The 21,901-nt window shown below is 39.9% G+C and carries 19 protein-coding genes; 5 read left to right on the top strand and 14 right to left on the bottom strand.

All coding sequences use genetic code 11. The annotated features are described in order from the left end of the window. The first annotated feature begins 68 nt into the window (after positions 1–68). Positions 69–863 (top strand): polyphosphate kinase 2, encoded by a 795-nt coding sequence (gene ppk2, locus BS34_RS0109250; RefSeq protein ID WP_029408240.1) that lies wholly within the window; start codon positions 69–71, stop codon positions 861–863. Positions 864–1,103: 240 nt separating this feature from the next. Further along, entirely contained in the window at positions 1,104–1,334 is a 231-nt protein-coding gene (locus BS34_RS0109245) for a hypothetical protein (RefSeq protein ID WP_029408239.1), read from the top strand. Between the two features lie 86 nt (positions 1,335–1,420). Here the strand turns inward: BS34_RS0109245 and BS34_RS0109240 are convergent, their stop codons facing one another. From BS34_RS0109240 to metK, 13 genes are all read right to left on the bottom strand, one after another. After that, entirely contained in the window at positions 1,421–2,143 is a 723-nt protein-coding gene (locus BS34_RS0109240) for a hypothetical protein (protein ID WP_029408238.1), read from the bottom strand. 401 nt (positions 2,144–2,544) lie between these two features. Further along, positions 2,545–3,822, bottom strand: coding sequence for a dihydroorotase (locus tag BS34_RS0109235; RefSeq protein ID WP_029408237.1), 1,278 nt, complete (start codon positions 3,820–3,822; stop codon positions 2,545–2,547). Continuing rightward, on the bottom strand, positions 3,819–4,874 hold the full coding sequence (locus BS34_RS0109230) for an aspartate carbamoyltransferase catalytic subunit (RefSeq protein WP_038126339.1): 1,056 nt from the start codon (positions 4,872–4,874) through the stop codon (positions 3,819–3,821). The genes BS34_RS0109235 and BS34_RS0109230 overlap by 4 nt, the downstream gene beginning before the upstream one ends. After that, a complete protein-coding gene (gene pyrR / locus BS34_RS0109225; RefSeq protein ID WP_029408235.1) occupies positions 4,871–5,383 on the bottom strand; it encodes a bifunctional pyr operon transcriptional regulator/uracil phosphoribosyltransferase PyrR in 513 nt (170 codons plus the stop codon). The genes BS34_RS0109230 and pyrR overlap by 4 nt, the downstream gene beginning before the upstream one ends. A gap of 42 nt (positions 5,384–5,425) precedes the next feature. Then, complete coding sequence (gene ruvX / locus BS34_RS0109220; RefSeq protein ID WP_029408234.1) at positions 5,426–5,848, bottom strand: Holliday junction resolvase RuvX; 423 nt, start codon at positions 5,846–5,848, stop codon at positions 5,426–5,428. Next, a complete protein-coding gene (locus tag BS34_RS0109215; RefSeq protein WP_038126621.1) occupies positions 5,841–6,398 on the bottom strand; it encodes a YqgE/AlgH family protein in 558 nt (185 codons plus the stop codon). The genes ruvX and BS34_RS0109215 overlap by 8 nt, the downstream gene beginning before the upstream one ends. 16 nt (positions 6,399–6,414) lie before the next feature. Beyond that, positions 6,415–7,443 carry an FAD:protein FMN transferase gene (locus BS34_RS0109210; protein ID WP_029408232.1) on the bottom strand — a complete coding sequence of 343 codons (1,029 nt, stop codon included), beginning with the start codon at positions 7,441–7,443 and terminating at the stop codon, positions 6,415–6,417. Positions 7,444–7,499: 56 nt separating this feature from the next. Further along, the gene (gene gshB / locus BS34_RS0109205) at positions 7,500–8,459 is read right to left on the bottom strand and encodes a glutathione synthase (protein ID WP_029408231.1); all 960 of its coding nucleotides are present in this window, start codon (positions 8,457–8,459) and stop codon (positions 7,500–7,502) included. A 457-nt stretch (positions 8,460–8,916) separates the two neighbouring features. After that, a complete protein-coding gene (gshA, locus tag BS34_RS0109200) occupies positions 8,917–10,227 on the bottom strand; it encodes a glutamate--cysteine ligase (RefSeq protein WP_029408230.1) in 1,311 nt (436 codons plus the stop codon). A gap of 79 nt (positions 10,228–10,306) precedes the next feature. After that, positions 10,307–12,781 carry a transporter substrate-binding domain-containing diguanylate cyclase gene (locus tag BS34_RS0109195; RefSeq protein ID WP_051640777.1) on the bottom strand — a complete coding sequence of 825 codons (2,475 nt, stop codon included), beginning with the start codon at positions 12,779–12,781 and terminating at the stop codon, positions 10,307–10,309. A 285-nt stretch (positions 12,782–13,066) separates the two neighbouring features. Further along, entirely contained in the window at positions 13,067–13,813 is a 747-nt protein-coding gene (locus BS34_RS0109190; protein ID WP_029408228.1) for a 16S rRNA (uracil(1498)-N(3))-methyltransferase, read from the bottom strand. Positions 13,814–13,824: 11 nt separating this feature from the next. Further along, positions 13,825–14,679 (bottom strand): methylenetetrahydrofolate reductase [NAD(P)H], encoded by an 855-nt coding sequence (metF, locus tag BS34_RS0109185; RefSeq protein WP_029408227.1) that lies wholly within the window; start codon positions 14,677–14,679, stop codon positions 13,825–13,827. A gap of 151 nt (positions 14,680–14,830) precedes the next feature. After that, the gene (gene metK / locus BS34_RS0109180; protein ID WP_029408226.1) at positions 14,831–15,991 is read right to left on the bottom strand and encodes a methionine adenosyltransferase; all 1,161 of its coding nucleotides are present in this window, start codon (positions 15,989–15,991) and stop codon (positions 14,831–14,833) included. 322 nt (positions 15,992–16,313) lie between these two features. Here metK and BS34_RS0109175 point away from each other — a divergent pair, with 322 nt between their 5' ends. The 3 genes from BS34_RS0109175 to BS34_RS0109165 all read left to right on the top strand — a co-directional run bounded on the left by BS34_RS0109175 (position 16,314) and on the right by BS34_RS0109165 (position 20,155). Next, positions 16,314–18,167: a GGDEF domain-containing protein gene (locus BS34_RS0109175; protein ID WP_233993182.1), complete on the top strand. Its 1,854-nt coding sequence runs from the start codon at positions 16,314–16,316 to the stop codon at positions 18,165–18,167. Positions 18,168–18,394: 227 nt separating this feature from the next. Continuing rightward, positions 18,395–18,898, top strand: coding sequence for a 5-(carboxyamino)imidazole ribonucleotide mutase (gene purE / locus BS34_RS0109170; RefSeq protein WP_029408224.1), 504 nt, complete (start codon positions 18,395–18,397; stop codon positions 18,896–18,898). A gap of 147 nt (positions 18,899–19,045) precedes the next feature. Further along, positions 19,046–20,155, top strand: coding sequence for a 5-(carboxyamino)imidazole ribonucleotide synthase (locus tag BS34_RS0109165; protein WP_029408223.1), 1,110 nt, complete (start codon positions 19,046–19,048; stop codon positions 20,153–20,155). 71 nt (positions 20,156–20,226) lie between these two features. Here BS34_RS0109165 and BS34_RS0109160 read toward each other — a convergent pair whose 3' ends face one another. After that, positions 20,227–21,744 carry a bifunctional ADP-dependent NAD(P)H-hydrate dehydratase/NAD(P)H-hydrate epimerase gene (locus BS34_RS0109160; RefSeq protein WP_029408222.1) on the bottom strand — a complete coding sequence of 506 codons (1,518 nt, stop codon included), beginning with the start codon at positions 21,742–21,744 and terminating at the stop codon, positions 20,227–20,229. Between the last annotated feature and the right edge of the window lie 157 nt (positions 21,745–21,901).

Genomic DNA, 21,901 nt, shown 5'->3' with positions numbered 1-21,901 from the left:
CAGAATAATCTTTTGATAGGGAGTATAGTTTAATTATAAATACTGAATAATTTAAGCAGGAGGATAGAGTGAAAAAAGTTAAGTCCAGTCAAAATAACTACCCTTATAAAGAAAAGATTAGCCGTGATGAATATGAAAAAACAAAGCGTTCTTTACAAATTGAACTTTTAAAGTTGCAGAAGTGGGTAAAAGAGAATGATGAACGTATTGTTTTAGTCTTTGAAGGGCGTGATGCTGCCGGGAAAGGGGGCACAATAAAACGTATGATGGAACACCTTAATCCTCGTGGTGCTCGAGTGGTAGCCCTTGATAAACCGAGTGAAATCGAAAAGGGTCAATGGTATTTTCAGCGTTATATTGAAAATATGCCAACAGCGGGAGAGATTGTTCTATTTGACCGTTCTTGGTACAACCGAGCTGGAGTTGAGCGTGTAATGGGATTTTGTAAGCCTCAAGAATACACCTTGTTTATGCACCAAGCCCCAGAATTTGAACGTATGATTCAAGCGGATGGTGTACGCATTATGAAGTTTTGGTTCTCCGTAGGGCGTAAAGAGCAGTTAAGACGTTTTAATGCACGTAAAACTGACCCATTAAAACAGTGGAAGTTAAGTCCAATGGATTTAGCCTCGCTTGATCGATGGGATGATTATACGCGCGCTAAAGAAGATATGTTTTTCTATACCAATACCAGCCATGCACCATGGACAGTGGTGAAATCAAATGATAAAAAACGTGCACGTATAGAAACAATGCGTCATGTTTTGAGTCAGATTCCATACGATGGTAAGGATGAAAAAATTGTAGGAATACCGGACCCTTTAATTGTCAGTTCGGGTGAAGATATTTTTCAGAACGATTAAATTTAAGAGACCTTTGCACGAGAGTATGCACGAGTAAAAATGGTTAAAATTCACCTGATTTTTGTTGTACCCCAAGGGTACTTCCGTTGGGCGACAACTTGCGAATAGCTAGCTATTCCCTGCGCTTTCCGCCGCAATCAGGCAAATTTTCTCTCATTTTTCTTTCGCACCTACCTCGTGCAAAGGTCTCTGTAAGTTAATTAAAAAACACTACCTAAAGCTTAGTGATTGGAGTAAAAAATGAATATTGAAAAGCATGCCACCAATGTGGTTGAAGGTTTTAAAAAAAGTTTAAATACGCAACAAAGAGCGTTATTAACAGAAGATAATTATGGTGAACTGCATATTTTAGTTGAAGCGGCTTTAGGTTCAACAGCGCAATTAGCTTTACATACTGCCGCTAAAGATTTAGAAAATATGGCTAAAATGACGCGTAAAAAAGCGGCTTCGGTTAATGGTTTAGAAGAATGATTTTGTAGGTTTAAACAAAGCCTTTTTATAGATTTATCGACTCTTGCAAAGGAGTCTATACCTTATTCTATACATTATTGTGTACCTTATATAGTGCCTAAATGTTTAATCCAATCATGCTGTTGGATGACATTTAGGCATTTTTTTTGAAATTCTTTCTCAGCAAAGATGATGATTTGCCAAGTTTCAATTTCTAACAAATTTTGATTGTTAAACTGTTTGGCGGCAAGCCATTCAGACAAAATTTCATCTAAGCTTCCCCCAAAACTGCCTGGTAGCCCCTCTGAAGAGGCTAATCGGTTTTGAATTTTCCAATCCTCCAGTAAGGTGCAAGCACCAATCGCTTCTGCAGGCATTTCATCCATTAGGTAACGAGCCGGTTTTACAACAAAAGGAAATAAGTTTTCGGTTGAGAGAATGACATTGGTGATGCTCTGTGGATGATTGAGACTTCTATTTTTGGCTAAGGCAAATGCATTGGCTATATAGAGGTTACTTGCCAATATAAGCAAGGGTTGAGAGGCTTCAGGTAAGCTGATATTTGAACTTGATTCAAGGCAAAGAGTGGTGCTGTTATCAAGAGCTATTTGCGGTAGAGGCTGGTTTGTTAAAAACTGATAATTTGTAGAGGGATTATCTTTAGCATGCTCAAATAAGGCTAAAGAGATGTTTGGGATATCTTTTAAATAAAAGTGTGATGTTAACCCCTCTGACAATGGGATTTTTTCATTCAAGGTCAGACTAACCATCCAAAAACCATTAAGTTGTTCGGTTTGACTGGCAGGTTTATTGAGTGAATAGCAAGACATAAAAATCGCAGAGCCTAAAATGTTGTGGTTTATAAATTTGGGGTATATGTATTTTATGATTGATTAAATAAATCTTTTAACCACGAAGACACAAAAGCACGAAGATTTCTAATATTTAATACCAACTTAAATTTAACGAATAACGAAACTAAACGTAATAAATTAATCGCTGTTAAACTATACAAATGCAAAGCTTATAGGCATGAGTTAATAACGTTAGGATATGATTTTGTAATCGCTTTTATTTATTTTTTTATCTTCGTGCCTCTGTGTCTTCGTGGTTAATTTTTACAATATTGGATAATCAATCACAAAATATGGATACTCTAAATTCGTTGCAACTCACTAATCACTTTAACCCAGTTTATTTTATGAGAGGGTATCGAGTTGCAATAAACTCGTTATAAACGAAAAACAGGTCTTCCTTGGAAGAAGGTTTGTTCTACTTGTCCCACAAATTCCCAGCCGGCAAAAGGGGTATTTTTGCCTTTACTTAGCATCTGTTGAGTGTCTAATGTCCAAATGGCTTCAGGATCTACAATGCAAATATCTGCAGAATGACCTTCTGTTAAACAGCCCGTTTTGCAATCGATGATTTCAGCAGGTTTTTGGGTGACAGATCGCACCGCTGTCATTAAGTCTAAATCACCATTTTGAACTAGTTTTAAAACTAAAGCCATTAAGGTTTCTAATCCACTAATGCCTGGGGCACTTTCACCAAAGGGGAGTAATTTAGCGTCGCGGTCTAATGGGGTATGGTCACTGACAATGGCATCAATAACTCCGGTTTTGACACCATAGATAAGCGCCTGTTTATCACTCATGCTACGCAGTGGAGGGGAGACGTTAAATAGACTATTGAATCCTAGTAAATCCATTTCTGAAAGGTGTAACTGATGAATGGCCACATCACAGGTAACGGGTAAACCACGTTTTTTAGCATCGGCAATGAGTTCAACAGAACGAGCGCAAGATAGCTGTGAAAAATGAGCTTTAACGCCTGATTGTTCAACTAAAACTAAATCTCTCGCCAGTGCAGCGGTTTCTGCAGCAGGAGGGTTTTCAGGTAAGCCTAATCGAGAACTGACTGGGCCACTATGCGCAATGCCCCCATTACGGAGTTGTTTATCTTCACTGCGCAAAAAGATAGGAATATCTAGGGTTGAGTTGTACTCGAGTGCATTTTTAAGGGTTAATGAATTTTGAATAGGTTTATTGGCTTGGCTTAATGCAATACATCCTGCATCTTTGAGAGAGAATGAGTTGCTTAAACGCTCGCCATCTAAACCTTGAGTCATCGCTCCAATTGGCATAACAAAAGCCGTAGCAGCCTGACGGCCACGACGTTGAATGAGCTCGGTTACAGCTTGAGAGTCGTTAACGGGTGCAGTATCCGGAGGGCAGCAAATACTGGTAATCCCTCCGGATACGGCGGCTTTGGTTTCTGAGGCAATACTTCCGGTGTATTGGCTTCCTGGTTCGCCTAAACGTGCGTGTAAATCTACCAGGCCTGGTAAAACCCATTTACCTGTTGCATCCACTTCTTGATCTGCATTAAACCCTTCTGGAGCTTCATCGCTAACCGCGACAATTCGGCCACGTGAAAAATACACATTGGTGACTTTATCAAGGTTTTGGCTAGGGTCGATGACACGACCGTTTTTAATAATGCGTCTCACAGTGTGCCCTCCGCTTGGTTGTTCTGTTCAATTAAATCAAGGTTTGCTTGCTGCTCTTGTTCTAGTTTGTGTTGTGAAAGTTGGGCTGCATTACTCATGATAATTGCCATAACAGCCATTCTTACCGCAATGCCGTATGTTACCTGTTCTAAAATAACGGATTGGGAACCATCAGCAACCGCAGAGTCAATCTCTACCCCGCGGTTGATCGGGCCAGGGTGCATAACAATGGCATCGGGTTTGGCTAATGCCAAGCGTTCTTCTGTTAGGCCATATACTTTAAAAAACTCTTTTTCACTAGGAATTAAGGCACTGGTCATGCGCTCATTTTGAAGCCTAACCATTATGATGACATCGACATCTTTAAGACCTTCTTCCATATTATGATAAACGTGAACCCCAAGCGCTTCTGGAGACTCTGGCATAAGGGTCTTAGGGCCAATAACTCGGATTTCACGTGCTTCTAAAATACTTAAAGCTTGGATTTGTGAACGAACCACTCTAGAGTGCAAAACATCCCCAATAATGGCAACGGTTAAATCATAAATATCACCCTTATGTTTGCGAATGGTATACATATCGAGCATGGCTTGAGTAGGGTGGGCGTGTTGACCATCTCCGGCATTCATGACATGAACATGCGGCGCAACGTGCTGGGAGAAAAAATGTGCCGCTCCACTTTCGGCATGGCGGATAACAAACATGTCTGCTTGCATGGCCTGTAAATTCCATAGGGTATCAAGCAGAGATTCACCTTTTTTGGTTGCAGAGGTTTGAATATCTAAACTTTCTATGTCAGCAGAAAGACGCTTTTCGGCAATTTCAAACGTAGTACGAGTTCGTGTACTAGGTTCAAAAAATAGGTTCATAATGCTTTTACCACGCAAAATCGGTACTTTTTTAATCTCGTTGGTAACAGGATTAATAAAAGATTCTGCGGTATCCAAAATCTCGGTTAAATGATGCGCTTTTAATCCTTCTAAGGTTAAAAAGTGCTTCAATTTTCCCAATTCATTGAGTTGGATATTGGGGCCAGCTAATTTTGAACTCATGCTGTTTCCTCTTGTGTCTCTAAAATTGTCACTTTTAAAGGTTCAGGACCAGTTAACTTAATGGTTTGGCTACATTCTAAACTTTCGCCAATGATGTCAGCTTGAAAAGGAAGTTCTCGGCAGCCTTTACGGTCAACTAAGGTCACTAAAGTGACACTAGCAGGGCGGCCATAATCAAAAATTTCATTTAAGGCGGCGCGGGTTGTACGCCCTGTATATAAAACGTCATCGACTAAAATAATATGTTGATTATCAACATCCCAAGGAATATGTGACGGCTTGACGGTTGGATTTAATCCAGTTTTTGAGAAATCATCTCGGTAGAAGTTAATATCAATAACACCTAACTCGTCACTCAGTTCGAGTTGCTGGTGTATTTTTTGGGCAATCCATTCACCACCTGTTCGAATCCCAATCATTTTGGGAGATTGGGCAAACATAGGTTTTTGTTTAATTTGTTCGCAGATTTGGGTAATGAGTTGTGGAACATCAATGTCGAGTTCAGTCATTCGAATGTCTCATTCAGTATTTAAAGTAAGGTTGCAATGAATTTATGACTGCAACCAGTTTTCTAATAAAATTTGGGCGGCATGATCATCAATATGTTTTTGTTTTAAACCGCGGTTTTCTGCTTCTATTGAGCTTAGTTGTTCTTCTATATAGAAGATAGGTCGATTATAACGGCCACTTAAACGTTGTCCAAATTTGCGAGCAGGTTGGGTTAATGCTTGTTCAGTTCCATCTAATCGCATTGGCAAGCCAACAACAATAGCAACGGGCTGCCATTGTTCAAACAGTTTGGTGATATGTTCCCAATCCGGTTTACCGTCTTTACTGTTTACTATCGCTTGTGGCGCGGCTGTTTGAGTGATGGTTTGTCCTATGGCAACGCCTATTCTACGTAAGCCAAAATCAAAACCAATCACAACTCCTTTGGGTTTAACGGGCTGTTTGGTTTGCGCTGAATTAGGCATTACCTGCCTCACTGCTCAAGAATTCTGGTGAAATACCTAAGGTTCCTAATGCAACTTGCCAACGCTCTTCTATTTGGGTTTCAAATAATAAGCTTTGGTTGTAAGGAATAGTTAACCAACTATTTTCTTGAATTTCATTAGCAAGTTGCCCGGGTTCCCAACCGGCAAAGCCAAGACAAACTAAAAAGTGCTCCGGTGCATCACCTACACTTAATGCTTCTAAAAAGTCTTCTGAGACGGTCATATTTAAGTTATCAGGCAGGCTCATCGAGCTTTTCCACTCTCGGTTACCATTATGCAAAATAAAGCCACGCTCTAAATCAACCGGGCCACCAATAAGCACTCTTTGTTCTAGATAGTCGGCACCTTCTGGAATAGGAAGGTCAAAATGTTCTAGAAGTTCAATGGTATTGATTTTATTGGGTAAGTTGATGACCAACCCCATAGCACCATGTTGATTGTCTTCTACAATATAGATAACGGTTTTTTCAAACCAGCTATTCTCTAGGGCCGGCATAGCGATGAGAAAGTGGTGTTCAAGCGAGTTCATTTGATTCATTGAGAAATTATAGCAGTTTAAGGCGTTTTGCCATCTGTTTTGTTTGCCTGATTTGCCCTTGATTATCAATACAAAAAACTTGCTCAATCCCCATTGACTTAGCTACGGCTAACCAGCGTTTAGGGCCGGCGACTAAAATTGCAGTCGCTGCTGAATCGGCGGTGGTGGCATCTTTATGGATAACCGTAACCGATGAAAAACTGTTGGATGGATAGCCCGTACCAGGGTCTAAAATATGCGAGTAGCGTTTGCCTTGCCATTCAAAATAGCGTTCATAATTTCCTGAGGTAACAATACTTTCACCTCCTTTTAACTCTATTTTAGCCATCGCTTGACTTGGCTTTTGTGGGTTTTGAATACCAATTGACCAGGCCTGGTTGTTTTTTAAACCCAAAGCTTTCATGTCTCCACCAATGCTAACCAAGGCATGTTTAATGCCCGCATCTTTAAGGGTTTTAAGTGCAATATCAATGGCCAGGCCTTTAGCATTGCCGCCAAAGTCGAGCTGTACATAAGGGTTTTTACTGGTTAGCTGATTGTTTTTTATTTTAATATCGGCAATAGAGGGTTTGTGGTTAAGCCAATTTTGAATTTTTTCAGCACTTGGCGGGGGGCCTTGCCAGTTTTCGGAATGAAACCCCCATAGCTCAACTAAGCTTCCAATGCCTGGATCAAAAAGGCCTAAACTTTGTTGACTTAATTTTTGAGATTTAATAATGAAATCAGCCACTGAATTGGGGATTTCTATTGATGTTTTTTTAGCGATAGCTTGATTGATTTTACTGACAATCCCGCCTTTTTCCCAAGCATGCCATTCGTGATGCATGGTTTGAAAAGTTTGTTCTACTTGGTGAATTGCTTGATTAGCTTTATTTTTATCAGCGCTATAAACCGTAATATCAACAGTGGTTCCAAATACAATTAAGCTGGCTTTAATAGGGGGCGTTGGTGGATTATTGCAGCCCATAAAAGTCAGAATAGAAGCGAAGATAAAAAGCTTAATAAACCAAAAAGAAGGTAAGCGAGTTGTTGTCATGGAGTGTTTAATCCAATGCGGTTAAAGTTATTCAAGTTAACCAAAAAAATAAGGTTTTAATGAGATGCTAGTTGGCTTTCTAAACAATCAAATAAGATTCCGGATATATTTAGGTTGAACTGACTATCTAATTCTCTAATACAGGTTGGGCTGGTGACATTAATTTCAGTGATGTAATCTCCAATCACATCTAAACCAACAAAATAGAGACCTTTGGCTTTTAGAGTAGGCGCTATTTCGCTGCATAGCCAACGTTCACGTTCGGTAATTTCCATTCCAACGCCGGTTCCGCCAGCGGCAATATTGCCACGTGTTTCGCCTTCTGCGGGTATGCGAGCTAAGGTGTAATCAATAGGCTCACCGTTGATTAAGAGTATACGTTTGTCGCCGGCTTTAATTTCTGGAATATAGGTTTGCGCCATAATGTGATGTTTGCCATGGTCGGTCATGGTCTCAATAATGACGTTCATATTGGGGTCGTCTTTGCGTACTCTAAAAATAGAGGCGCCACCCATGGCATCCAGCGGTTTTAGAATGGTATCTAAATGCGTCTTTACAAACTCTTTTAGTTTATCCGCATTGGCGGTAACCACTGTTGGTGGGATGCATTGTGGAAACCAACTTGCAAATAGTTTTTCATTAGCATCACGTAAGCTTTGCGGTTTGTTAACCACTAAAACACCCTCGGCCTCTGCTTGCTCAAGAATATGCGTACTGTAAAGATAGTCGTTATTAAAAGGCGGGTCTTGACGAATTAAGATGATATCTAAGGTGTTTAAGGCAATATCATGCGAGTTGCCAAAACCATAAAATTGTTCATCTATAGTGCGATCCCAAACCTTTAGCTCGCTACTAATCGCAAAGGCTTGACCGTTTTTTAGGTAGAGGTCTTCTGGTTGCATATAAACCAGCTCGTGACCACGGCGTTGTGCTTCCAAAAGCATGGCAAAAGAACTGTCTTTATGAGGTTTAATATTGGCAATGGGGTCCATTACGATACCAACACGATAAGTCATTTTGTTCCCTTTATAGACTGGTTTTCAATCAATTTAAGTTTGTTCTTCAGATTTTACTAAATTGTAACAGCTTAGGTTTAATCAGAAATTACAGCGATTGAGAAGCCTTTTAAAATATTACGCCTTTGCCTTAAATTTTGTCACTCAGGCTTCCCGTTACTTTTTGCAATTTGGCAAAAAGTAACCAAAAAACAAACCCCACTCCATAAATGGGCAAGTTCTAAGCTTGTGAACTGAAAACGCTGAACTCGCTGCGCTCAAACAGCAGCGTTTTTTTACCGTTCACTACGCTAAGAACCTTGCTCCATTTATTACAAGGGGACTTAAGGCGTTTGTCCAAGCTTCAATATTAAGCATTAAAAAAGTGAAAAATTATTTAAATCTCATCGTGATTGATGATTAAATTTAAATGGTAATTGACTAATCTTCTGTAAAATTAAGTTCAATTTTTTACAAACTAAATAGCCTCAATAGATGGTAATTCACCTTTGGCTTCTGCAATTTCACGCGCGGCGGCTAATAAGGCTAAACGGGCAATAACGCCATAAGCATAAAAGCGGTTAGGGCTGGCGTCTGGATTTTGATTTTCATCAGGTAAAGCGCAAGCCGCTTCAAAAGAGAGGGGTTCAAAATGCATGCCGGGTGAGTTCAGGTTATCGGTGGCTTCTTTGCCGGTATGCACTCGGTAAAATCCACCAATGACTTGGCTGCCAATCATATAAACTACGGGTTCTGCCACGGCATCATCAACGGTTTCGTAAGTGTAAACACCTTCTTGCACTAACATTTGCTCAACTTGTAAACCTTCTTTTACCGATGCCATTTTGTTACGTTGTTTGCGGTTTAAATTCAGAATGTCTTCAGGGTTATTGACCGACATAATAGACATGCCGTAAGTACCGCTATCTGATTTAACAATCACAAATGGTTTGCAATCAATTTTGTGGGTATCGTAATAACTTTGAGTTTTTTCTAAAACCTGGTTAACTGCTTGTGCCAAATCTTCAATTCCTGTTCTGTCCTTAAAATTGATAGGCCCACAGGGAATAGATTTAGGGTTAATTAGCCATTGGTCAATATCAATAAGCTTGGCAAAAGCTTCGGTAACGTCAGAATAGTGAGCAAAGTGCTCGGTTTTATAGCGATTAGCCCAACCTAGTTCCATAGGTGGTAATAAGGTTTGTTCAATATCTTCTAAAATTTCTGGGCGGCCACCTGAAAGGTCGTTATTGAGTAAAACCGCACAAGGGAAAAAGTCATTTACCCCAACTCGATTGTCTTTTCTAACCACCGGTTTTAAAGTTAATGTATTGCCTGAAGGGAGTTCGATTACCATGGGAGCATCTAAATCGGGTATTAATGAGCCAATATGAACTTCATAACCGGCTTTTTCTAAGATAGTTTGCAGTGCATAGACGTTTTCGAGATAGTAGAGGTTACGGGTATGGTTTTCTGGAATAATTAAAATGCCATCTGCAACAGGGCAAACCTGAGTCACCGCTCTTTGAGCAGCTTGTACTGCAAGAGAGCGTAAGTCTGGGTGAAGGTTATTAAAACCAGCAGGGAAGAGGTTGGTATCAACCGGGGCAAGTTTATAACCAGCATTACGTAAATCCACAGACCCATAGAAAGGAGCAGGCGTATTTTTAAACTGCTTTCTAAACCATGATTCAATAGCGGTATTGTTCGCTAAAAGGTGTTTTTCAAGTTCTAAAAGAGGCCCATTTAAAGCGGTTTGTAAATGCGGCACTTGATTGGTTGATGGCATCGATACATCTCTTAATGTTAAGCAATATAAAGGCACTATTATACTCAGATTTTAAGGCCTTTATCAGATACTTAGTCTATTAGCTTTCAGAAGCATAAACTTGGTTTCTGCCTAGGGTTTTTGCTTGATAGAGATTGGTATCGGCTCGAGCGATAAAATTTACATCCGGTTCATTTAGCGTGTAGGTTGCTACCCCAATACTGATGGTTTGAACAAAACCTTGTTCAAAGTGAATGTTTTGAGCGGTTTGCAAAAGCTTATTGGCCATAATAATGGCTTGTTCATGACTGGTTTCTGGGCAAATAAGCATAAACTCTTCCCCTCCCCATCGGCCAAGCGTATCGGTTGAGCGAATATTCTGTTGAATGCTTTTGCTCATGGCTTTTAAAACCGTATCTCCAACCAGATGACCATAGGTATCATTAATTTTTTTAAAGAAATCTAGGTCAATAATCATTAAACTTAACTCTAATTGATAGCGGTTACTTCGTTCGATTTCGTCCTTAAGAACTTTGTCGAGATGAATGCGATTGTATAATCCGGTTAAGAAGTCGGTAATGCTAATAATTGAAAGTTGCTCATTGCTCTTTTCTAGCGCTTTTTGGGTCTCTAAAAGAGTGGCATTACTCTCATTTAATTTAAAATTTAATTTTTTGAGCTTACGGTTATAAATTAACATGATGAGCAAAAACAGAACGATGGGTAAAACAATCCAAAAAAGTCGATTCCATTCAAGTTCTTTTTTATAGTTCACTTTTAACCAAGAGTTTTTTAGTTTAGCTTGAGTTTTTAGATCCATGTTATCTAAGCCTTTTTGAATAATAGATTTTAACTCAGGCCAGTCTTTGCGTATTGCAATGGAGATATCTGCTCTAAAAGGCATTTCACCACTAATTTGAATGTTTGATAGCCCTGTTGAGCCTATGTGATATGAGATGACGGCAATATTATCAACATAGCCTAATGCTTCGCCCTTAGATACGGCTTTTAAACCTTCCGAAGGGGAGCTGACTTCTTTAATGGTTAAGTTAGGATAATGTTTTTTAATGAGTGTTTCTGATGCATAACCCTTTACAACGGCAATGGTTGCATTACCAAGGTTCTTTAAATCCATAATATAGACGTGTCCTTTTTGGGTGGCAATGACCATAGGAAATTTAAGATAGGGTTTAGTAAAATTTAGGTATTTTTTACGTTCAGGGGTGGAGATCAGTGCCGAGAACATATCAAGCTTATGTGCTTTAACTTTCTGTACTGAATCTAGCCAGGATAATTCGGTTTTAGGGATAAACTTAATGCCGGTAAATGCCGTTAAATAATTAAGGTATTCATTTGAGATGCCTTTATATTCGGCTTTATGTTCGGTTTTATGTTGGGCTTCATCACCTACAAATTCAATAGGCGCCCAGTTTTGGTCAATGGCGACATTTACGGTTGGGTGGGCGTTAATCCAAGCGATTTCTTTGTCGGAAAACTTAACTTGATGGGTTTCTTTTTGATAGATGCCTTGTGAAAAATCTAAGTTGCTATTGATTAACTCACTCTTAATAAACTGTTTTTCAATATATTTAAGGCGCCCCTTATCTAAAGTTCCAATAGGGGTTGAATTTGGTAGTATGACATCTTCAATCACACTGGCTTCATACATTAGGTGTTCATAGCTTTTATCAACTTTTAAGGTGTTGATCATATAGTTAATTATTTCATCTTTGTGACTTAGCGCATATTGCCAGCCTTTAATGGATGCGCGTCGAAAACGGTCAACTCTGTCTGGATGATTATTGCGTTCATCTAGGTTGGTAAATAACATATCTCCATATAAATCTACCCCATAGTTGATTGGGTTGATGATGTTAATTTCAACCCCTTTTTCCTTAAAAAAGTAGGGTTCATTAGAGAGGTAAGCCGGGTAGGCATCCACTTGTCCATTTAATAACATTTCCGGCCCAGTCTTAATCATGACTCGGTCTAAATTGGGCTCAACATTATTTTCATGCAGCATGGCTAAAAGAGCAAAACCACCGGTATCCTTGTGATAAAAGGCAATGTTTTTACCCTCAAGGTCGTATAGGTTATCTATTCCACTTGATTTTAATGTAATAAATACTTGCGGAGAGTGCTGAAAAATAGGGGCAATAATGGATAGAGGGGCTTTTTTTGACAGATAAAGGAATAGCATTGAATCGGCAATTCCATACTCAGAATCTCCATCAATAACTTGCTGAATATTGTTTACAAAGGTATCTCTTTCTTTGATAGTGACATCAAGGCCTTCATCTTGATAAAAACCTTTGAATTTTGCGGCGTAATAGCCAGCAAACTGAAACTGATTAAGCCATTTTAGTTGCAATGAAACGGGTTCGAGTTTGGGGCTTTGATGGGGCGTTATGTTAGTTTTAAGGTTGGTGGGCTTGCTGATAGCAGGCGTTATTGCATTAGACAAGGTTGTGTCGTTTGCCATGATAGAAGAGGAGTAGGGCAGCCAGAACAGTGAAAAACAGATTAAAAACCATTTTATTAGATTACGTTTGAGTTGCATTTTCGTTAACTTCATCTTGATATCTGTTGATATAATTGAATCATGATATCACTTTAACACCTTTCTTGAATGTATGGATTAGTTAAGTTGAGACCTTTGCACGAGAGTATGCACGAGTAAAAATGGTTAAAATTTCCCCGATTTTTGTTGAAAAACTTGCGAATAGCTAGCTATTCCCTGCGTTTTCCGCCGCAATCAGGCAAATTTTACCTCATTTTTCTTTCGCACCTATCTCGTGCAAAGGTCTCAAGTTATTTAAAGAGTGAGATAGTTGTCCTTAAATAATTTTTGAATTGTATTTTAAGAAAAATCACCCCATAAACTTTGTAATATGGCAAGTACGGCTGGGCCTGCGGTTTCAGTTCTTAGTATTCTGGGGCCAAGTTGAATAGCTGTTAATCCGGCGTGTTTGGCCTGCTCTACTTCATTCTCGGATAATCCCCCTTCTGGGCCAATAAGAAGTTGAATCGGCGTGTTCGTTTGGGGTGGTGTAATGTTGGTAAGATTCATACTTGAATATGGGTCAAGCACTAATCCAAAAAGGTTTTCATTGCTTTGGGCTTCAGTTAACCAGGCCTGGTAAGTTTTAATGGGCAATATTTCAGGGACAACATTACGACCGCTTTGCTCGCAAGCATTAATGACCATAGCTTGCCATTGGTTGCGACGTTTTTCTAATTTATCGTCTTTGAGTTTAACATCGCAGCGTTCCGTAAATATCGGTTGTATAGCGGTTACGCCAAGCTCGACCGCTTTTTGTATGGAATAATCCATACGGTCGCCTTTAGAGATACCTTGAACTAATACGGTATTAATGGGGGATTCATTATGAGACTCTTCAATCGTTTCAATCGCAAAGTCAGCGGTTCTTCGGCTGGTAACGATGAGTTTGCCTCTAGCCAATAACCCTTTGCCGTTAAAAGTCTCAATGAGGTAGTCATTTTTTAGCCTAAGGACGGTAAGCGCATAATGCGCTTGTTCCTTAGGTAAAGCAATGGTTTGATTCGCTTGATAATCACCTTCTAAAAATAGACGAGAGATTCGCATATCAATCGCCTTTAGCTTTTAAAGGTTAGGTTTTTAACAATATCTAGGGTGGGTTCAACGCTGTTCATGCTATAAAAATGCACACCTGGAGCGCCGGCATCTAATAGCTTTTGTGATAGCTCTTGCACGACCTCTTTCCCAAATGCTTTTAAGCTTTCGGTATCGTCTTCGTAACTTTCTAAACGGCACTTTAACCAACGAGGCACTTCCGCACCACAACCTTCTGAAAAGCGAATTAGGTTTTCGTAATTGGTAATGGGCATAATGCCAGGGATAATGGGAAGATCAATGCCGTTACGTTCACAATTATCAATAAAATAACGGTAACTATCAAAGTTAAAGAAGTATTGCGTGATTGCCGAATCCGCACCTTGCTCAACTTTGTTTTTAAACCATTTAATTCCAATATCACAGTTACGAGCTTGTGGATGGGTTTCAGGGTAAGCCGCGACTTCAAGATGAAAGGTATCACCACGAGTGTCTTTAATAAATTTAACTAAATCACTGGCGTACTTAAATTCACCCGGGTCCATCATTCCTGAAGGAAGGTCTCCGCGAAGCGCCACAATGCGTTTAATACCCATGGCTTCATAGGTGTCGAGTAGTTCGGTGACGCTCTGTTCACTTGCACCAATGCAGGTTAGGTGAGGAGCCGCTTCATTATTTGTGTTTTCTTGAATATAACGAACCGTTTCTAACGTTTTTTCTTGCGTTGTGCCGCCCGCTCCGTAAGTTACCGACATATATTGTGGGTTTAGGGTTGCCAGTTCTGTAATAACGTTTTTTAGTTTATCCATTCCCGGTTCGGTTCTGGGAGGAAAAAACTCTAAACTGAATTTTTGAGGATATTGTTGTTGAGATTTCATTTCAATGTCTCTTGTAAACTCTACCAGGCCTGGTGATTTATAAGTTACCAGGCCTGGTTAATCTTAAATTGAGTTGTTTATGTGTAGTTCATGTATTGCGTTGTGAAGAATGCTTGGCTATTAATGTTTGGTTATAAAAACCAACCCATTCTTACAAACCCGCATCAGCTCTTAAAGCGTCAGCTTTGTCAGTTTTTTCCCAAGTAAACTCAGGTAATTCACGACCAAAGTGACCGTAAGAGGCGGTTTTTTGGTAGATAGGACGATATAGGTCTAACATTGCAATTAAGCCTTTAGGGCGTAAATCAAAGTGTTCACGCACTAATCTTTCTATTAATTGAATATCAACTTTTTCTGTACCAAAAGTTTCAATGCTAATAGAGGTAGGCTCTGCCACACCAATCGCGTAAGAAACTTGAATTTCACATTTATCTGCAAGGCCAGCGGCAACAACGTTTTTAGCCACATATCGTCCAGCATAGGCGGCAGAACGGTCTACTTTTGAAGGATCTTTACCAGAGAAAGCTCCTCCACCATGGCGCGCCATACCGCCGTAGGTATCAACAATGATTTTACGCCCGGTTAATCCAGCATCACCCACTGGGCCACCAATCACAAAACGCCCAGTTGGGTTGATGTGGAATTGGGTCTCTTTGTGTAACCATTCTGCTGGCAGAGTCGGTTTTATAATCTCTTCCATAATAGCTTCACGCAGGGTTTTATTATCAATGTCAGGACCATGCTGGGTTGATAGAACAACGGCATCAATCGCAACCGGTTTACCGTCTTCATAACGTAGTGTTACTTGGCTTTTTGCATCTGGGCGCAACCAGTCTAGTTGGCCAGATTTGCGAACCTGTGCCTGGCGCTCCATTAAACGGTGTGCGTAGTAGATAGGTGCAGGCATTAAAACATCGGTTTCATTTGAAGCGTAACCAAACATTAAACCTTGGTCTCCAGCACCCTGTTCGTGTTCGCTGGTATCGTCTACACCCATTGCAATTTCAGGTGATTGTTTACCAATGGATGAAAGTACCGCACAAGTTTCACCATCAAAACCTAAATCGCCATGGTTGTAGCCAATTTCTTTGACGACATTTCGTACAAGCTCTTCTTGGTCAACCCAAGCTTCGGTAGTGATTTCACCACCCAGCATAACCATGCCGGTTTTGACAAAGGTTTCACAGGCAACACGAGCGCGTGGGTCTTGTTTTAAGATGGCATCAAGCATGGCATCTGATATTTGGTCGGCGATTTTATCTGGATGACCTTCAGATACGGATTCAGAAGTAAATACTGTGGTTTTAGTCATGATTGTTCCTCGAGGAAAATAATTTATTAAAAACGAGGTACGGGGTTATGCTGGGAACTGAATATTTGGAATGGTTCCTCGCTTTAGCCGTACTTTTATAAAGCGCCCGCAAGCTGATATCAAATCGGCGCATTTGTTTATTATCGTATATTTTTTTTATCGCTGCAAGTTTCAATCAAGTTGGAAGAGAGTTGTAAGAGAAAAGGTTTGCTGTAAAAGGCCTATGTAACCTGTTTGTAATCTTACGGTAATATCAGGTTAATTAATTGAAGGCGCTTAAAAGGTAATATTGATTGGCTAAACTATTGGAAGGGAAACGGTTATGCCTTTATTTAAAAACACAGCTACAGATAACGATAAACTTCAGTCTGTTAATGTGTTGGATGCGGCTCAGCGATTGATGTTAAAGCAATCAAGTCTGGGAACAGAGTTATTAGATATTGTAGATAATAAAAAACTTCAATGTGTTTTTCAGCCTATTGTAGATCTTAAACGCAAGCGTGCATGCGCTTTTGAAGGTTTGGTTCGCGGCCCCTTTAATTCAGTTCTTCATCACCCTTTAAATTTTTTTAAAGTGGCAGAAGAGCAGGGTGTTCTTTATGAAATGGACACCTTTGCACGAATCTCGACAATTGAATCTTTTGCCAAACAAGCATCTCAAGAAGAGCATCTCCATCTTTTTATCAATATATCCATTAATGCGGTCATGAACCCGGCTCACCAAAAAGGTATTACTTTAGAGGTTTTAGAGTATTTTGGCCTTTCTCCTGAACGAGTGGTTATTGAAATAACGGAACTGCAACCTGTCGATGATTTTGAAGCCTTTATTACCGCAATAAATTATTATCGTTCTATCGGTTTTAAGGTAGCCATTGATGACTTAGGTAGTGGTTATAACGGTTTGCGTATTTGGTCGGAAGTACGTCCCGATTTTGTCAAAATTGACCGACATTTTGTTTCTGATATACACTTGCATGATGATAAAAGAATGTTTATGGAAACATTGATGACTTTGGCAAAAAGCACCCATACTCGAGTGGTTGCTGAAGGGGTTGAAACAGAAAAAGAGTTGGAGGTCTTAACGCATTTAGGCGTGGATTTAGTGCAAGGTTTTCTATTTAAAAAACCGGAAGAACTGATTGATGAATCTTTACTCTATGAATGGCCGGAATCACATCATGAAAACCAAGCTGAAAAAGGTGAGGCTACGGTAGCTGAAATTACTTTTGAACACCCGAATGTAAAACCTGATATGACCGTCAACGAGGTTTCTGAAATGTTTTTGGCTCATCCTGAATTTGACTATTTTCCAGCGGTAGACGGAAAGCAAGTAGTAGGAATGGTCTGGCGACGAGATTTAATGAATCTGTTGGCAAGAAAGTTTGGTCAAGACTTACATGCCAGAAAAAGTGTCTCTAAAGTGATGGACAAAACACCTATTATGGTTGATTCAAGAACCTCTTTAGTTGAATTGAGTCGATTAGTGACGGATAGTAATGAGATTGGTTTCAGAGATGCATTTATTGTTGAAAAAAAGAAAAAATATCTAGGTTGTGGAAACTTTAAGGATTTACTAAGAAAAATAACCGATATAAAAGTTGAAAGCGCGCAGTTTGCCAATCCTCTTTCAGGGTTACCAGGTAATGTCCCAATTCAAAAAAAGCTTAATAAACTCTTAAAGCATAAACAAGATTTTATGGTCATGTATATTGATGTGGATAACTTTAAACCTTTTAACGATAATTATAGCTTTGAAGAGGGTGATGGGATTATTCGTCTAATCGCGGAGATTCTTATAGAGGTGTTACCGGAAGAGCAAATTATGCATGGTGAAACCTTTATTGGACATATTGGTGGAGATGATTTTGTTGTTTTAAGCAAGTTTGTTGACGACCATGCTGCCTTGGCTGAGAAAATTTTACAAAAATTTAAATTAGAAGTGCAGCGCTTTTATACCCAACAAGATCAACAAAATGGTGGAATTGATTCTGTCGATAGAGATGGAAACCGTAAGTTTTATCCGTTAATGAGTTTGTCTATTGGTATTTTGTTGGTACACCCACAATATTTTGAACACACCCAAAAATTATCGTCCTATGCCACGAAGGCTAAAAAAGGTGCAAAAGCCGCGGGTGGTAATCAGTATTTTATTGTAGATTCTAAAAACGCCTTGTAAAAAACAGAAAAACACTTTTTAGAAATGCATAAATAATGTAAAAAACGTATAAATAACGCATTAAAAATAAAGCTACCAGGCCTGGTAGTTCATCAAAACAAAGCGATATTGTAAAAACATTATTTGTTCAGGCGCCTCGTGCAAAGGTCTCTATAAGAATAACAGCTTGAAAAATAAAATAAAATCTATAGAATACCCCGCTTTCCCTATTTCTAAGGTATTAAAACATGAGTGAAATGAAGCAACCAGTCGTTGGCGTAATTATGGGCTCAAAGTCAGATTGGCCAACCATGAAGTATGCTGTAGATATGCTAGAGCTTTTTGGAGTGCCTCATGAGGTAAAAGTCGTTTCAGCACACAGAACTCCTGATCTAATGTTTGAATACGCAGAGCAAGCTGAAGAACGTGGATTACAGGTGATTATTGCAGGTGCAGGGGGTGCGGCGCATTTACCAGGCATGGTTGCAGCAAAAACGCTTGTGCCTGTATTAGGTGTGCCAGTTCAATCACGTGCTTTAAGTGGTAAAGATTCTTTATTGTCAATTGTACAAATGCCGGGCGGAATCCCAGTGGGTACTTTAGCAATTGGTGATGCCGGCGCAAAAAATGCAGGTATCTTAGCATCTCAAATCGTGGGTAATTCAAACCCAGCAATTCGCACTGCAGTGGCTAATTTTAGAGAAGAGCAAACGGATTTTGTTTTAGAAAATTCAGACCCACGTGAAGAATGATTTATGGTTTATGGCTTAGTGGGAATATTTAAATTAAATCGATTAGTTAATCATTAAGCAAATTGAATATAACGTTTTTAAAACCGTAATGGTGGTTGTTTGATAAAATGGCCTTCATTACGGTTTTTTTATTTGGAGAGAGTGGGTATGACCCCGATTACAAAATGCATTGGTGTTTTAGGTGCTGGCCAGCTTGGTCGTATGTTAGCGATTGCTGGTTATCCTTTAGGGCAAAAGTTTGGTTTTTTAGGAACTAATGAAAGTGAACCATCTGCACTGCTAGGTCACATGCATATGGCGTCAGATGATACGGATTCACTTAATAATCTAGTCGATTTTGCCGATGTCATTACCTACGAAAGTGAAAACACGAGTGTAGAGCTTATGCGTGAAATTTCCAAAACCACCCCTGTTTACCCGGCAGAAAAATCTCTGTTTATTTCACAGCATCGTGGTCGTGAAAAAGGCATGTTTGATCAATTAAGTATTCCATGCGCGCCATACCAAGTGGTTGATTCATTAGAAAGTCTAAAAATTGCCGTGGATGAAATTGGACTGCCCGCTGTGCTAAAAACCACAACCGAAGGCTATGATGGAAAAGGGCAATTTGTGCTTAAAGAAGCGTCTCAAATTGACCAGGCCTGGTCAGAAATTGGCGGAAGAGAACTTATTTTAGAAGGCTTTATTGATTTTCAGCGAGAGCTTTCTATTGTGGCTGTGCGCAATGCGAATAATGAGCATGTTTATTACCCGTTGGTACAAAATGTGCACCACGAAGGCATTTTACGTTACACCATTGCCCCGGCCAGAGAAGTCTCAGCAGAAATTCAGCAGCAAGCTGAAGAGTATATGCACAGCCTGTTAGATGAGTTGGATCATGTGGGGGTATTAACCTTAGAATTGTTTGAAACCGTCAATGGTTTAGTGGCAAACGAAATGGCACCACGAGTCCATAATTCGGGACATTGGACAATTGAAGGGGCTTATACGTCACAATTTGAAAACCATGTAAGAGCTATTACCGGCATGCCATTAGGCGATACCTCTCCACGCCAGCCTTTAGCCGCAATGATTAATATTATTGGCGAGACTGGACCAGTAGAAAAGGTGTTAACCATGCCAAATGCCTTTTTACACTTGTATGATAAAGAAGAAAGAGTGGGACGCAAGTTAGGGCATATTAACGTATTAGCGGTTGATGAAGACTCTCTATACAAAGATATTCAAACCTTATCCGGTTTCTTGCCTAAAGTTTAAGTGGTTTGAGTTTGAATGACTTGAGTTTGAATGACTTATGAAATAAGGTTTAGCGACCAGGCCTAGTAGGTTTAGATTTTTGGGCTGTCGCTATAGCTTAATAGCTGACTCATGACTTGTGCGACTTCAGAGGGTAAGATACCGGGTTGACTGTTTTGGTTGGCGAGGACGTCTCCGGCATGAGCGTGTAAAGAAACCCCTAAACAAGCCGCATCCCAAAGAGATAAACCTTGTGCAATGAAGGTGGATATCGCGCCGGTTAATACATCTCCCATCCCGCCAACCGCCATGCCTGGGTTGCCGGCTAAACAAACTTCCATATTCTTGCCATCATAAATTAAGGTGCCATTGCCTTTTAAAACAATGACTCCACCGTATTTATTTTGTAGCGCTTTAATGGCGGCAATTCTATCTTGCTGAATGCTTTGGGTGTCGCAATTTAGTAACACTGCCGCTTCGCCAGGGTGTGGGGTGAGTACCCAGTTTTGATTGCTTGCTTGCTCCTGGGTTTGTTTAAAGAGGGTCTGACCAAAGCGACTTTGACAAAAGCTTGCTAGATGTTTTAAGGCATCGGCATCAATCACTTTATTTAATGGCAAGTCCATCACTTTTGAAAATAAATCCTGCCCCCAATTGTCTAATCCTAAACCCGGGCCAATACCAATCACATTAGCTCGACTGGCTTGCGTGGATAAGTCTTCCGTTTGATAACACATGACTTCTGGAATAGCTTGAGTGATTGCAATTCCGTGTTCTTGATGGGTAATCACTTTTACCAGGCCTGCCCCAGTTTTTAAACTGGCTAGGCCAGCAAGCTGAATGGCTCCCATCATGGTTTTATTGCCACCCACTAAACAGACAGTTCCCGAAACCCCTTTATGGCGACTTGCGAGCTGAATAGGGAGTTTGTTTAGCCAGTATTTTAATGGATGGTTTTCAGCGATATGAGGTTGCGTTTGATAAAGTTCTTGAGGAATAAAGAGTGGGCTAAAATGAATTTTACCTGCCGTGTCATTGCCTTGGAAGGTGTATAAACCTAACTTTTGCGTAATAAAAGTACAGGTATTTTGCGCTTGAATTGCTGAGCCTAAAATGGCACCCGTATTGGCATCTAAACCACTAGGAGTATCAATGGCTAAAACGGGTTTTTGAGTTTGATTGATTTGCTTAAATATGTCAGCAAATTCACCTAATACCGGTTTATCTAATCCTGTTCCAAATACGGCATCGATAATGACATCGGCTTGTGCAAAATTTTGCAGTGAAAAGGGTTGTGATGTGATGCCCAATGCATTGAGTTCGAGCAATGCACTTAAAGCATCACCTTGTATTTTGGATGAATCACCTAGTTGAGTAACAGTGACCTTGTAGCCGGCTAAGATGGCATATTGAGCGACAACAAAACCATCGCCACCATTGTTGCCTGTGCCACAAATAATCTGTATATTTTTGGCCTTTGGCCAGAGGGATTCTAGGGTTTTAAAGGCAAAAAATCCCGCACGCTTCATTAGTAAAAGCCCGGGAATATGGGCCTTTTGAATCGCCAATTTATCAATGGCTTGAGAACTTTGGGCGCTGTAGAGTTTCATAATGAGACCTTTGCACGAGAGTATGCACGAGTAAAAATGGTTAAAATTCACCTGATTTTTGTTAAAAAACTTGCGAATAGCTAGCTATTCCCTGCGTTTTCCGCCGCAATCAGGCAAATTTTACCTCATTTTTCTTTCGTACCTATCTCATGTAAAG

The sequence above is a fragment of the Thiomicrorhabdus sp. Milos-T2 genome, from assembly GCF_000702325.1.
Taxonomy (GTDB): Bacteria; Pseudomonadota; Gammaproteobacteria; order Thiomicrospirales; family Thiomicrospiraceae; genus Thiomicrorhabdus.
The sequence above is the reverse complement of the archived record's forward strand: the minus strand, read 5'-3'. Positions and strand labels throughout refer to the sequence as shown.